We start from the raw sequence: 14,768 nt of genomic DNA on the forward strand, positions 1-14,768 counted from the left end.
CGTTAGTTGAACCAGCCGGAAACCGTCCGGTTCCATGCAATGGCTGGCGCCACGGTGATCGAGCTGATTCCTGCACCGATCGCGCCGACAATGCGCGCGTTGTCCTCGCCCAGGCCCGCCGACTTGCCCAGCCCCTCAAAAAACGTCCCGTGCTCGGCGGCCACGTTGCTGATCCCGAGAAGCTCGTTCGCCGTCTCGCCCACTTCCACACCCAGGCGAGCCGCATCAACGACGTCACCCACCACAGGGATCAAGCCGACAGCATCGAGGGCGGCCGTCCCCGAGTTTCCCTGAGACGCCTCATAACCTGCCGAGGCGACGCCAGCGCTGATTCCGACGAACGGGATGACCTTCAACGCCTTGGTGCCCAGCTTCTTGAGCGCAGTCTTGGCCGTCGTCTTCCCGGCCGTTTCGAGCATGTCCGCCCCTGCCTTCAACGCCTTGGCCTCGGACTTGAGTGCCTTGGCCTCCGTCTTCACGGCCGCCGTCTCCGCCTTCACCACTTCCCCAGTCTTCGGGTCCACCTTTGGCCCCTTCTCCGGGGCGGCCAGCCCGCCATTACGGACGGCGTCGACGTTGCGCTGGTCCAGCGGGGTGTTCGAGGTCCTCCAGTCGACCTCTGCCGCCGCGTCGAGTTGGCCTTGAGGGGTGAGCTTGCCGCCGTTCGCCGCCTTGACCCGCCCGACGGCGTCGTCGATCAGTCCCTCCTGTGCCGTGTGGCGAGTCCGAGTGGCGGGGTTGCCATGCTGGTCAACCACGTCGACGTCCAGCCCTTGGCCCCTGCGGCTGTGCAGCTGCTGCATTGGCTGTTTGTCCCAGTCGGCTTCGCTGATTCCGGACTCGGGGGCGTGGCGGGCGGCGGCGGTGTGGCCAGCCTGCACGGTGGCACCCTGGTTCATCCCCGCAGAGGAGCGATAGTCAGCCGCCTGCGCGTTGGCGTACTTGCGGGCCTCCTTCGCATCCCACGGTTTGGATCGCGGAGCGAGCGGCGCTCGTTTGTCGGTTAGGCGATCCTTGACTATTTCGCTCTCGTTCAGCTCCTTGATCACATCGTCCAGGTCCTCAAAGCTTTCGCCCTGAGTGCCCGTTGGGTCGAGCAGCCGGATCGGGCAGTTCCGGACGTATGCGTAACGGTTCAGCCCGTCGGAGAGCCCTTCCCGATCCGGAGCGGTCCACCGGCCAAGCCACGGGGCGTAGTAGCGGGTGCCGTGGTAGCTCAGGTCACTCTCCTGGTCGCGCTCCTGCGCGGTAAAGCGGTAGCGCTTCGGCGTCTCGCTCTGCGAGCGCACAGCCTGGTAAGCCGTACTTCCAAACGGGAAATACTCCTCGTACGAGATGATGTCGGATCCGTCGTCCAGCTCCAGCGTGGCCGAGCCCAAGTGGTTCCCAAGCTGGAAGCGGACCAGTTGCGCCGGGCCACGGTCGGTCCCTAGGGTCCGCGTCTCGATCAGCGCGGCCCGATCGGTCCCGAACATCACAGACAGCGTCTCCCGCTCCCTCATGACAGTCGTGCCGTCACTGTTGTAAATCCGGTGTAGTTCGATCGGTCCGAGCGTGATCCGCTCCTCGCGCCGTGTCGGTTCCCGGCTGGCTGGGGCGGCCCTGTCGGTCACCTTCCGCAGCCTATTGCCAGCGCCGGCGTAGACGTAATGCGTCGTCTCCGGGGTACCGCCGTTGAACACCTGCCGGGTTGTCGAGGTGAGTTGGTCGGAGTCGTCCCATGCCATCTGCGGCAGGTGCGGCATCCGCGTCGTCAGGCCGTGTGCGTCGTAGGTGTACGCCGCGTCCAAAAGTCGGCCCGGCTCACGGGTGGTCGAGAGGCGGTCGCCGGTCTGTCCAGCTACGACTCGCGAGGGCTCCCCGTAGCGATACTCCCGCGTCCAGGTGCCGGAGCTGACGGTGTGGACCATCGTCATCAGGTTGCCGGCGTCGTCGTGGGTGTAGGTCTCGGTGTAGGTCGCCATCGCTCTGCCGTCGCTCGGGTGCGGGCGGCTGATCCGGAGCGCGTCGTCGCTGGTCACTCTTCGGGGTGGATCGAGCGCCCCGCCGGTCTGGCCGAGATGCTCGCGCCCGGTCGCGGCCACGAGCCGATACACGGCGTCATAGGTGTAATCGGCGGTCGGGTCCACCCGCCGGTTCTGGAAGAACACAACGTTCTGTGTGTCCGCCTCGTCGCGAATCCGGGTCACGTTCCCGACAGGGTCGTAGGCATAGGAGAGGTCTTGGACCACCCGCCGGTTCACTACGAATGTCGCCGGACGGGCGGTTCGCAGGCGGCGGAGCCGGAGCGTCAGTGGGTCGTACTCGTAGGTCGAGACGGTTCCGTTGCCGAGCGTGACGGCGGTGCGCTGCCCCCGGGCGTCGTGGTCAACGGCGGCCACGACCCGGTAGTCGGCCGTGGTCGGGTCGAGCAGACCGGCTGGGGCATTGGCCTGGCCGATCCAGACGTCCAGCGTGTCTGGCAGGCCGGCAGCGTCGTAGCCGGGCCTGAGCACTGACGGACGCATCGTGGGGCTGTGCGGTGCCACGACCTGGACCGGACGGCTCAGAGCGTCGTGCTTGGTGAGTGACAGGAAGTGATCGGCGTGCGAGAGGGATGGGGCGGCCGCCGCATCGAGGTCGACCGGGTCGTCGAGGGCGTCGAGGGCCGACCAGTCGATGGTGCCGCGGTAGGCCCGGGCGAGAGTCCGGGTGCTTGCGGTGAGGTTGCCCTTGAAGTCGTAGCGTTCGCTCACGGCCAGTCCCGCGCCGTCGTAGGTCCGCCAGAGACGGCCGCGCAGCCTGCGATCCGCTGGAGCCGCCTCCCCGTAAACGGAGCGCTCGATCAGCACTTCCGCGGCGCCGTCAGTGCGGTAGTGGTGGGTCGGTCGGCGTAGTGCGTCGTAGCGGATCCGGAAGATGCGGCCCTTGCCGTCCCAGGATCGGATCGAGGCGCCGTGGACGTCGACCAGCGACCGGCGCTCGCCGTCGTCCATCCCGTTGCGGTACAGCGGATTGCCGACCAGGTCGAAACCCGCGACGTAGCGGAATCCACCCGCCTGCAGCGGCTCGCGTAGGCAGTACTCCTGCACACGTCGACCCCGGGCATCAATCACTGCCAGCGGTTTGGCCTCCGCATCGAGCGCAGTCCGAGTCGGGTAGCGGGCGCCGTCTGCGTTGGCAGACACGTCGAGGCAGACCCGCCCGAGCGCGTCGAGATGGGTGACCGCCGGAGTTCCGAGGTGTGCAGCGGCCTTGTCGGCCGCGTCGCGCTCGGCCGCCCGCTGAGCCGGTGTCGAACCGACGGTGTCGTCCACCCGCGCTCGCCACCATGAGACGAAGGGTCTGTCGCCAAGAATGCGCCGGAAGGCTGCCCCCACGTTCGGGTCTTCGCGGGGGTCGGCGGCGACCACGGCGCCGGCTGCGGAGTCTCGCGTGGCAACCGTGTCGTTGGCGTCCCACCGCTCCTGGCGCCAGGCGTCGAAGACGACCTTTGTCCAGGTCGCGTCCGGGCTCAATGTGGCAACCAACCGCCCCGGCGGGTCATAGACATTGATGGTGGCCACGCCCTCCACGCGGGCGAACTCGAAGGCGTGCGTGCGGGTGAAGAAGGGTTCATAGGTCGCGACCGCGCGCCCCTTGTTGTCGTATACCGTCCACCCGGTGCCAACCCACCTCGACGAGACGGGTGGGCCACCGGGCAGAAGTGGCCCGTCCTTGGCCCGGATCTTGCGTTGTATTTCCCGGCCGAACCCGTCAGAGTAGGCGAAGGTGTGCTGAAAGCCAGCCGCCTGGAGGGGATCCGCTCCATTCACGTGCCGCTCGCGCGAGATCGTGTAGACGCCGGCCGGGGAGGGCTGCGGCTGGTTCCGGGTGCGGAAGTACCCGAAGAGGTCGTAGACCATCCGGATCGAGGCATCACCGATTGTCGCAGCGGGGTCGCCGAGCGGATCGGCGAGAATGGCTTCTGTAGCTACTCCGTCCGGGTCGGGGTCGAACCCTGATAGGGCGTCGCCGGTGTTCTCGGCGGCGGTCCCGCGGACGGCGTTCGCCACCACGTTGCCGTGGACGTCGAAGGCCGCGTCTACCCGGCTTCCGTTGGCGTCGGTGACACGGGAAGGCGCAAGGACGCGGTAGTCGATCTCTGCCGTCGTCGTGTTTCCGACCGGGTCGACTGTCTCAACCGGTACAAGGTCGAGCTCGTACCGGACCCGAGTGATGTTGCCGAAGGGGTCGATCGCCCGCCTGGTGAGGAAGAAGTGCGCGCGGGCGTCGGCCAACTCCTGAGCCGGTGTGTCGTCGTCACCGGAGGAGAGGAAGACCCGGCCGGTGGGTACCCACCAACCCGCATGATCAGGAACCTGAACGTAGCCTCCTTCCGCCAACTCCGCCGCCGTCACGCGTGTCCCGAACATTCGGACCAGCAGGCGGGGCGTGAGCGCTAGTTGCCATGACTCGCCGGTCAGCGCTCGCGGCTCAAGCTGGCCGAGGCGCAGCAGCCCGGTCAGATCGTCGCGCCGGTAGCGGGTACGGGTGTGGGCGATTACCCGCCGGGTCGGCGTAGCGGGCGTGCCGCCGACGCCGTCGATCTCGGCCGCGAGGACCTCCTCATAGGCGATGTCATGGGCGCCGTTCCAGACGTTCGACCAGATCCTGTCAAGCTCGTCGCGGGTGAACCGGTTGGTGATTCCGGCCAGCGCCAAGGCGGGGGCAACGCCTGTCACCTCCGCCACCACGCTTTCCGCTGGGAGCGGTGTCCGGTGGTCGTTCGGGAACACCGCGGGGTCAACGATCGGGGTGGTGAAGGTGTGGTGGGTGGCCGTCATATGGAGACGGTTCTGATCGTGGGCAAGCATTTCCCGAAATTGCTGAGTAAGAGTCGGCTCCGGGCTTGTCTCCGGCGTACGCCGTGGGTAGCCGATCGAGACTGAGCGGAGCACGTTGCCCCACTGATCGGTCTCCAAAGTGACCTCGTGGGTCACGCGTGGATCGTCCGGTACCCGCTCGTAGTCGAAGGAGAGGGCCTCGCAGGGAAGGACTGCGAAGACGGCGTAGCGGTTCGGGCCGTGCGGCTGGAGTCGCTCGACGGTCATGCATTGCTCGGTCACCGCATACGGGTGTTCCGCGGCGGCGGTGTTGTCGGCCGCGTAGACCTCCGTACGCAGGGTCGTCCCGCGCAGCGCCCGGTGCGCCTCGTGTGTTTCTGCCGGGGTGAGCCCTGACGGCAGCACACTGTCTGGCAGCATCGTCGCCTCGCGTTGTGCCGCCCGCTCGGCCGGTCGCAGCGCCGGCTCGACCCAGTACTCGTCGGCGAACGACCGCGAGATCGCTCCGGCCTCCTCGAATGCACCGGTGTGATACCACGTCCGCGTCAGAACTGGTGAAGACCAGGACGCGGTGTCCCAGTTCAACGCCTCCACTTCTGGGAACGCGGTGTCGTCACGCAGTTCGATAGTGTCCCATCGCTCCACCATCCCGAATCCACGGAACTCCCGTTCGGTGCCGTCGAAGTGGCCGTGATGGTAGGCGTAGCGGGTAACCGACCGGGTACGGCCGATCCAGTCGTAGGTCTCCACTCGATCCACGACGTGGACCGGGAACGGCAAGCGAGTAGCCCAGGGCCGACCCGATTGAGAGTCCTCCAGGGCAAAACGGGTCGAGGGGGCGTAGCGGATGCGAGTCTCCGCGCCGAGGTTGTTCCGGCTGGTGACCAGCAGGTGCGGCTTCTGACCGCCCATCAGGTCTACGTATCGTACGGGCTGTCGACGTCGGTCCAGTCCAGCTGGTGACCAGACCAGACAAGCTGTCCCGGTGCCCAGCAGATCCGCGACCTGGACCGGAGACCGGGCGTCGGCGTCGGGGAAGACAGCCAGTTGTCGGACTTCCCCGAAGTCGTTGCCCGAACGGTTGAAACACATCCAGACACCGTCATCGCCCACGTACAACAGGTCGCTAGTGCCCGTGCCGTCGATGTCGGCCAGCCGGACCCGACCAGGGTCGTACCGGTCGTCGTCGACCAGCCGGGGCGCACCACCCATCGTGACCTGGCGGCCGAATCGCCCGTAGCCGAGGTTCGGCCAATAGCAGACTTCGCCGTTGCGGACCCGAACCAGGTCGTTTAGGCCGTCGCCAGACATGTCGGCCAGATACAGCGACCGGGTACCGTCGGCGAAGACGGCCCGCGGCCCTGCCCGCTCGTCCCAGGGCGCCGGGATGCGCTCGGCCGACGCGAATCCGTCCTCACCCAGCGATTCGTGAACAATGATGCAATCGTCAGCGGTCAGCAGCAGGTCCGCTCGACCGTCGCCTGTGAGGTCCACGAACCGCAGGTTCGGGTCGTCCCAGTCGAGCCTCGGGAGATTGGGGATCGCCCGGAACGGTGTCCACCCGCCGTCCACGGTGCGCTCATGGAAGCCGGGAGTCGGCCCCTCCCAGACGACGAAGTCGGGCCGTCCGTCACCCGCCAGATCGAGCAGCTGACCTTGGTCTGTCGCCAGGCCCGTGGCGGGCAGGTTGGCTACAGTGGCGGGGGCGCCGAGCCGCGCCAAGGTGACGAGGGTACCGTCGGGCTGGCGCTGCGGTACCGGTGAGAGGTTCGGCTTGTAGCTCCACCCGCCCTCGTGGCGACTCAGCACGCCGGGGATTCCGTCGCCTTCTAGGTCTAACAGCTGAGCCTGGATGCCGTCGATGCCATCCGGCAGCCCTTCCATGCTCGCCTCGTCGAGCGCGAGCACGTCCTGAGAAATCTTCGGTACTGAGTACTCGAGCTCCAACGGAGGCATGGATCTCTTTAGGTATCCGGTTCCGGACCGCCGATAGCCGGTCTGCCGGACAGCGATCAGGAAGGTGTAGGTCGGGTTGCGCGGGTCGGTCGGCGCGTCGTCGTCGGAGTAGCGGAAGTCGGTCGAGCGGACCAGACGGTTGGTACCGACTTCCGGCTTCTCCGGAAAGTGGTGGAAAAGCAGCGACCGCCGGACGCGTCTGTAGGTCCGGACTTCGAATCCCGCCCGGTACGTCGAGAAAGGGTCCGGGCGCAATGGTTGGTCCGGGACAGGACTGGGAGCGTCGTCGTTGTGGTCGCCATAGTCCAGTACCAGCTCGTGCCGCCATAGGTCCGGCAGCGGTGTCTGAGTGCCTTCCGCAGCCCAACTCGCGAACCATGGCGTGCCCGCCGCGTAGCGTATCCGCTTCAGGTAACGCTGCGCCTGGATGCTCGCGCGGTCGCGGTTCGCCTCGTGTACATCGTGAATGTTGACTCGGTCGTCATTCTCGCGTTCGTAGGTGTACACGGCGAGGTTGCCCTTGTCGTCGAAGGTCCGCGAGAGTAGCCAAGAGAATGTTCGCTGGGGATGCGCCGGGTCGTAGATTCGCTCGTCGCGCCCAAGACCGTAAAGCGAGGTGACGTTGTCCTGCCCGATCGTGCGCCAGAAAGACTCGCCGCTCTGCTGCGCTGTCCACCGCTCGATCCGTGCGTGCAATCCCTCTGTCCGTGGCCGGAATGTGGCGACGTCGTAGTCGATCCCGTGCAGGCGGAGCTGGCGAATCGTTCTCTTGCCAGCAGCGCTCAGCACCGGGACCAGCGTCTCCGACCCGGACAGGACGAAGTCGTCCGACTCCTCCTCGTCCCGGCATTGCGGCAGCCCTCTGTCGGTGGAGCGAGTAACTGCGGCGGTTCCGAGCGTCCAGCCCATCCCAAAAGGGCCATTGCCTGACCCCGAGTCGTAACTGAGGCTAAGGCTCGGAGCGACGGCCCCGCGGCCAGCGCTGGTGACGATCGGCACAGTGAGGGTGGCGGTACCGGTGGCCGGGCTGGTGGCGAAGGTCTCACCGATCCCGCGAATTGCCCCGCCGCCCTTAGGCAGCGACAGGCCGGGAATCGGCGAGGGCGGACGCGCCTCGCCCGCTTGCCCTCGCCCAGAGGCATCCGGCCGCTCAGCGGTCGTCGACGTAGGCGTGTGGACCATCTTCGGTCTCCGAGTTCAGATCCTCGTACGTGAGAGGGGCACGCCACACGTGCAATGCGATCGGATGCTGCGGCGGTCCCCGTGGACCCATCGTGGCTATCGCTTGCTCCGCGCAAGGAACTGCGGAACCCCGGAACGACGATTACCGCCCGTTGACAATACGGCGATCGTTCGCGCCGCTTCCTCCTAGCTGTGACTAGGTAATAGCACTCTAGCTGTGTGATTCCTACCAAGCTGGGGATTTGATGGAGTCGGTGTGGTGTCTGTCTGTGACCCTCGAACTGGCGATCGGCTCACCGTGTCCAGTCAGTGGAGGCGCGCAGTGCCCCGAGGCCGCCACCGCAGCCAGCAGCGACACCCCAAGCACCCTGATCTTGGTGTGCTCGACCGTCTCCGGGCCGGTGTAGGCGAGTTCGGCGACGAACAACGCCACAGTGAACCCCCGCCCCGCGATCCACCTCAACCCGGGCACATGACCAAAACTCACGCCGACGGGAAGGCGACCGAACCTGCCGCCGACGGCAACCACGATCGTGCCGATGACGCCGAGGAACTTCCTGGCCAGCAGCGCAACCAGCACCGCCCATGCCAAGCGGTCGCCCGCCGCATCACCCAACACCGCCGCTCCCAGGCATTGGCGGGGGCGAGGGCAAAGACAGGGACCGCCGCGAACGCGCTCACCGGGGCCTCCACCCTCAGCAAGTCGGCGATGACACGACGGCCCCGATCGGACCCGACAATAGCTGTCGACAGCGCCCTTACCTGGGAGACTCCGTATCCGCCTGATTTTCGGCGCCCCGTCATTCCACCGGATCGTAGGGAATCGCGAACTTGAAGTCGCGGTAGCGATTGTTGGGGACGAGCCGCTTGCCCGCCTGAGCCCTCCGGAGGAAATCGCCGACCGTAGCAGCATCAGTCGCCGAGAGCCCAACCTGTTGGCATTGCGCTTCGAACGCCTCAGGCGAGACCCGGGGCCGGACCCACCGGCCCCGCTCGTTCATCAGACTCGCCTTGATCATGGCCGCCTCTTCCCACTGCTTCGCTCCATGGGACATCCCGGCGTGGAAGCGAGGTACTCGGCGATCTCCACAATCTCCGGGAAGCTCTGAATGGTTCATGATCAAAGTCTCGCAGCCCCAGGTCAGCGCCTGTTACAACATCGAGCCAGCCATTGAAGTGTCGTGAAAACCCACTGACACCCAAGGGCTGGAAACCAGACAGAACCTGGACAATTGAATACGCGACCTCACCACTCATCAGCTCCTCATAGAATGCTTTGAAGCTCGGAGTTGTGACGTACGAAATTATTTCGTCGTACGCCTCTCGCATAGCGTTCATCAATTCGGCCTGATCGAATTCGAGGCCCTCATAGTTTTGCTCGTTCATATCTTCGTCGACGATTGCACCGCCCAAGGCGGGATTCTGCCGATCCGACGATCCATCGGGGTTCACATTTCTCGACAAGATGACCTCCTACAGCCCTCACCTCATATTGGAGTGCTAGTCGCATCAGGCGATCTAAGCGCCTTTTGCTGAGCGCGCTTCAACCAACTGAAAGGTGCACCATCTAGGACCCGCCGCCAGCTCCGCCGCAGATCGAAACACCGCCCCCACACGCGCAGGCCCATGCTCCAACCGCGCCGCCCCCGAGTGCTGGAATTGAACCAACATGACGGAGTGCTGCACCGTGACTTGTCACCTCGATGATGTCCGGATCGCCCTGCTCGAAGTAGCGGCTGGTGACCCTCATTCCCGACGGGAGTTTAACTCCAGCCGCAGCAAGTGCCGTCGGGGTAAGTATCTTGGAAGCAACTTCGAGCCGCTTGTCCACGGACGTTTTCTTGAGTTTCTTCATGGCGGCAACGAAGGCCGGAGAACTAAGGGTGGCGATCATCTCATTTGTGGCATCCAGTAGTTTCTTTGCCACGAGTGCATCAGAAAGCGTTTCGCCGAAATTATCAGGAAGCTTGATAACTTTAGGGATATCCTCAGCCATGATATTCTCCTTGAATTCAATAACCTGCCACCGTCGACCAACGAGGGCACTTTACGCAGGCCAGGCATGAATAATTGATTTTCGACACCGAGCCCCAAACCCTTCACGCACGCTTCAGTCCGCAACTATGTAGCTATCTAGATGCCAGCTTCAGACTTCGTCAACGTAACAATTTGGATCCCGACCGGGTCCGAGCGCGCGCCGTGTGTTAGGAACTGCCTCCCAAGGAGGTGAAACAGCCGGTCCCATGCCGGGGTCGATTGTGCATCATTTCCATCGCGGCGGTGCTGAGTTCCACTCGAGCATGCCGGGCCCATGGCCACTGGCCCACGCTGCAGCAGGATGCTGATCCTCTTCTGATCTGTGATCTACGCAGGGCCGACCCGACACACGAAGCGGCGCAATCTCCCGCTTCCAGCTCAAACGACCAGTCGCAACTTTTGCCGGCCGACCTCGACAGTGTCGCCATGCTTGGGCACCTCACCGTGATGCGCGACCTCCGTCACACCCCACATGATCAACCCACTGATCACTCCACCGATCACCGCAACCATGATCCTGCCACCGATCGTGTCGGGGTCCCGCAAGCAGAACGCTTCCATTCACGATCTTCCACTTCACTGGAACGACCCGGCTTCGGATCGGCCGTCTCCCCGGCTTCCGTCACTTCCGCTCCCTACAGAGAAGCTCATTTCACAGGTGATTTGAGCCGAATGGCTGAGGATGTCGGCGTTCACGGAAAATCCCCAGGTTGAGCTGGTTTTCGGTCACGTAATTCCCCACGACAAGCATCCGCGGCAGTCTCCTTATGAGCCCGAATGGAGGTAGGCGCCCCAGAGCGAGGGGGTGGCAGGGAAGTCGCCGCGTACGGCGCGAACGGCGTCGTGGAGTGCGTGAGCTGCGTGTCCGACATCGAGTGTGTCACGGGACTCGATGGAGGTTAGGCGGGTGTAAAATTCTTCGGCGATTTGAGCGGCCACGTGGTCGTTGATGGCCCATAGGGTGCCGATGACGTGGGGATATCCGGCGAGTTGAAATGCTGCGGTCAGGTGGATGGCTTCGTCGATGAGCTCGGTGTTCGTAGTAAGTGCGGTTGCGCAGGCTGACAGATAGGCCAGTTGCGCGTCGTCGAGGTGCAGCTGTGCGAGGGCGGCGACAGTGAGCGGGTCAGTGCTGTGGTCGTGGAGCAATAGTCGGCTCAGGGACGGGTCAGTCGGGTCACTTGTGCCGTGGCAGGAGAAGTGCGCGATCGGGCAGGAAGATAGGAGGCTGACCACATTGGCTTTGGTCGGCAGTTCGTTCGCGGGGGTTGGACTGAGGGCGCCGGGTTTAGGTTCGGTGAGCTGGACCGATTCGGGTAGGCGGGCGGCTAGCATTTCGGCTTCGTCGCGGACGAAGGTCAGGCTACCGGGGATGCCAGGCGTGGTAGGCATGGCCACGATCAGTGCTCGCCGAGCCCCGGACGGGAGCGGAATCGACCGATGCTGGCGGGCGAAGCCCAGCGCTGTGATGGTGGGGGTGTAGGAGGAGACAACGCGGTCAAGCACTGTTCGACCTTGTGGGTCGGGCGGGATGGTGTGGTATCCGGCGGCATGGATCGGCAACAGGTTCATCAGTCCGCCGGGGGCCCACCACACCCTCGGTGGTGCCGCAGCCGGCGCGGACGGCCGGTGGTAGCCCAGTTTGTCCAGTACAGGGCCGGCAGCGTTGTCCCACAACCATTCCAGGATCTTGGTCAGGCGCTGTTGGGCGGCGATTCTCTCGGTCCCGACACTGTCGTGGTGGGCGGTGGTCAGGGCTTGGTGAAACGCGATGGCCTGAGCGATAACACGGTGAAGGGGCAGGTCCGGTAGTGGCAGGCTGGTGATGCCGTCGGTGGTGAGCAGTAGTGCGTCACTGCGGTATGTGCTGATGTTGAAAACCACTACCGGGCCGTGGGCTGCTTGGGTGAGAAGCTCGTCACGGGAGGGCGGCAGGGCAAATGATGCGAACCCGTCCTGTGCACGGATCTGGACGAGGATGTCGTCGAGATCGCGTACCAACTGACGCCTGTCGCGGGTGATGTAGTCGGGCTCCAGGAACGGGCCGGTTTCATCGATAGACCCTGCGGATGTGGTGGTGTCGGAGGGGTTGTCGAGTAGGTCGCGAAGATGGGTGAAGCGTCGTGCCAGCCCCGCGTGCTGACTTGTGAGGTCAGTCAAATCGCTGCGGACGTGCAGCGCCTGGCTGAGCATTACCGTCCGCCCGGCCTCTGATAACTGCAACGCCAACCCCGCGCGCTCGCTCGCCGGTGTGGAGGGGTCCTCTAGTGCTAGTGAGGCTGCATCGGCGGCGAGCCAGGCGAATCCCCCGAGGGCGTACTGTTGATCGGCCCGCTCCAACTCTCGTGGCGCTACCTCCGGCAGCAAACGCACTGCGCGCTCCAACAGCCTCGCGGCCCGATGCGGCTGTGATGGCACCGCGAGTCGGGCTGCCGAGCGCGCCGCCCGGATACGCAACGACGGCCCTGCCGTTACCACATCAACCGCTTGCTCAAAGTTGGCAATCGCTGCGTCCCGATCGAGCTGTGCTCCGGAACGGCCGAACCGGGTCTCCAAAGCGGTGCCAAGGCCCGCTAGAACCATGACCCGGGTGGGGTGGTCAGCGGGGGTGGCGTCGACCGCTTGCTGGGCTGCGTCGATCGCTTCGTCGAGATCTCCGCGTGCACCAGTCGACTTGAACCGGGTCTGAAGATTTATACCGAGGTTGGACAAATATCTTGCCTGGTCGGGGGCGCCGGCGGGGGCGGCGGCGACCGCTTGCCGGGCCACCTCGATCGCTTCGTCCACATCTCCCAGTACGCCGGACCGGCCGAAACGGGCCAGCAGAGCCCCGCCGAGATTGGACATATATGTCGCCCGACGGGGGTCGTCAGTGGAGGCAGCGGCGACCGCTTGCCGGGCCACCTCGATCGCTTCGTCCACATCTCCCAGTACACCGGACCGGCCGAAACGGGCCAGCAGAGCCCCGCCGAGGATGTCCAGCGGCGCACTCTCCCGGGCGGGGTGATCGGTGGAGGCAGCGGCGACCGCTTGCCGGGCCACCTCGATCGCTTCGTCCACATCTCCCAGTGCACCAGACCGGTCGAACCGGGCCCGCAGGGCGGCACCGAGGATGGACAGTCTTGTGGCCCGGCGGGGGTGGTCGGTGGGGGTGGTGGCGTCGACCGCTTGGCGGCCTACGTTGATCGCTTCGTCCAGATATATCTCTGTGCCGAACCGGTCGAACCGGGCCCGCAGGGCGGTACCCAGGCTGGACAGCGCGATGGCCCTGTCGGGGTGGTCGGCAGTGGTGGCGTCGACGGCTTGCCGAGCGACGTCGATCGCTTCGTACAGATCTCCCTCTACGCCGAAACGCCTGAACCGGGCTTCCAGAGCTACACCGAGGCTAGCCGAACATCCCACCCAGTGGGGATGGTCGGCGGCGGTGGCATCGACCGCTTGGCGGCCCACGTCTATCGCTTCGTCCAGATCTGTCCGTACGCCGGACCGGTTGAACCGGGTCTGCAAAGCGGTGTTGAGGTTGGACAAACACCGTGCCCGGTCGGAGTCGTCGGCTGGGGTGGCATCGACCGCTTGCCGGGCCGCGTCGATCGCTTCGTCCAGATCTCCCTCTTCGCCGGACCGGTCGAACCGGGTCTGCAAAGCGGTGTTGAGGTGGGACAGATATGTGGCCCGGCGAGGGTAGTCGGTGCGGGCAGCGACGACGGCTTGCCGGGCTGCGTCGATCGCTTCGTCCAGATCGCCCTGCGCGCCCGCCAGGTCGAACCGGGTCCGCAAAGCGGTGTAGAGGTTGGACAGCATGTCTGCCCGGGCGGGGTGTTCGATGGGTGCGACGTCGACCGCTTGCCGGGCCACGTCGATCGCCGCGTCCAGATCGCCCTGCGCGCCCGCCAGGTCGAACCGGGTCCGCAAAGCGGCGTTGAGGTTGGACAGCATGCCTGACCTGTCTGGGTGCTCGACAGGAGCGGCGTCCAGGATGCGCCGCGACACATCAATCACAAGGCCGAGGAGCTGCAGGTCGGAAGAAGCTACTGCGTCTTGGACCCCTGGGAACACGAGATCCATCGCATGGTCCACAAGGTGAGGAAGCAGATCCTTCGGCAACTCGCTGAGGTCGGTGACAGCCAGGAAATACGGGGTGAGCACCTCGACTGCGGCGTACAGATTTAGCTGATCTTGCTCTCCGGGCATGGCCTGACGCCGATACCAATGCAACAAGCCGAGAAGCAGCCGCGACTGCATGTCCCACTTGTCTTCTCTGACAAAGGCCGCGAGCTGGCGCGCTTCCATCTCAGCCGCAGGGCCAATGACCAGCACCGGATCCTGCGACTCGCGGAAGTGTTCCAGCCGAGACGCCACCGCAGCCTGCAGGATCAAGCGTCGCTCGACGTTCTCATCGCTAGTGCTTCCACGACCTACCCCCACCGCTGCGTCCCACCACCTTCGCTCTCGTTCCTAGGAGCTTGGTTAGCTATTGCGGGCTTGCCAGCATGTTGCTGTCGATAGCATAGCAACGGCCGCTTTCGGCGGACAGACTAGCTCGTTACCGGAGTTGCGTCATTCAATCAGTCGCAAGTCAAAGGAGGTTCGAGTTGCCACCGCCATCACATGCCGATTCCCAAGCCGCAGAACGGATCAGAAGTGGATTGGGGTATATATGCCGAGATCTGCAGGAGATCCGCACCATGCTTGGCGATGACGGGACCGACGCTTCTACGCCGCTGCAGCGTTTACTCGATGCAGTCCTCGCATGTCGTGAGCAGGACCTCGGTGCACTACTCGACGCGG

General features: G+C 65.0%; 6 protein-coding genes. All 6 read right to left on the minus strand.

Going from position 1 to position 14,768, the window contains the following annotated elements; all coding sequences use genetic code 11:
- Positions 1–2: 2 nt before the first annotated feature.
- The 6 genes from ACFYOW_RS45445 to ACFYOW_RS45470 all read right to left on the minus strand — a co-directional run bounded on the left by ACFYOW_RS45445 (position 3) and on the right by ACFYOW_RS45470 (position 14,357).
- On the minus strand, positions 3–7,943 hold the full coding sequence (locus ACFYOW_RS45445; RefSeq protein ID WP_387297684.1) for a SpvB/TcaC N-terminal domain-containing protein: 7,941 nt from the start codon (positions 7,941–7,943) through the stop codon (positions 3–5).
- A gap of 226 nt (positions 7,944–8,169) precedes the next feature.
- Positions 8,170–8,562 carry a Na+/H+ antiporter NhaA gene (locus ACFYOW_RS45450; protein ID WP_387297686.1) on the minus strand — a complete coding sequence of 131 codons (393 nt, stop codon included), beginning with the start codon at positions 8,560–8,562 and terminating at the stop codon, positions 8,170–8,172.
- Between the two features lie 181 nt (positions 8,563–8,743).
- Positions 8,744–8,962 carry a hypothetical protein gene (locus ACFYOW_RS45455; protein ID WP_387297688.1) on the minus strand — a complete coding sequence of 73 codons (219 nt, stop codon included), beginning with the start codon at positions 8,960–8,962 and terminating at the stop codon, positions 8,744–8,746.
- Between the two features lie 548 nt (positions 8,963–9,510).
- Positions 9,511–9,939, minus strand: coding sequence for a hypothetical protein (locus ACFYOW_RS45460; RefSeq protein WP_387297690.1), 429 nt, complete (start codon positions 9,937–9,939; stop codon positions 9,511–9,513).
- Positions 9,940–10,358: 419 nt separating this feature from the next.
- Positions 10,359–10,541: a hypothetical protein gene (locus ACFYOW_RS45465; RefSeq protein WP_387297692.1), complete on the minus strand. Its 183-nt coding sequence runs from the start codon at positions 10,539–10,541 to the stop codon at positions 10,359–10,361.
- A gap of 204 nt (positions 10,542–10,745) precedes the next feature.
- The gene (locus tag ACFYOW_RS45470) at positions 10,746–14,357 is read right to left on the minus strand and encodes a CHAT domain-containing protein (protein ID WP_387297694.1); all 3,612 of its coding nucleotides are present in this window, start codon (positions 14,355–14,357) and stop codon (positions 10,746–10,748) included.
- Positions 14,358–14,768: the final 411 nt, after the last annotated feature.

The organism is Nocardia sp. NPDC006982 (genome assembly GCF_042869435.1).
Taxonomy (GTDB): domain Bacteria; phylum Actinomycetota; class Actinomycetes; order Mycobacteriales; family Mycobacteriaceae; genus Nocardia.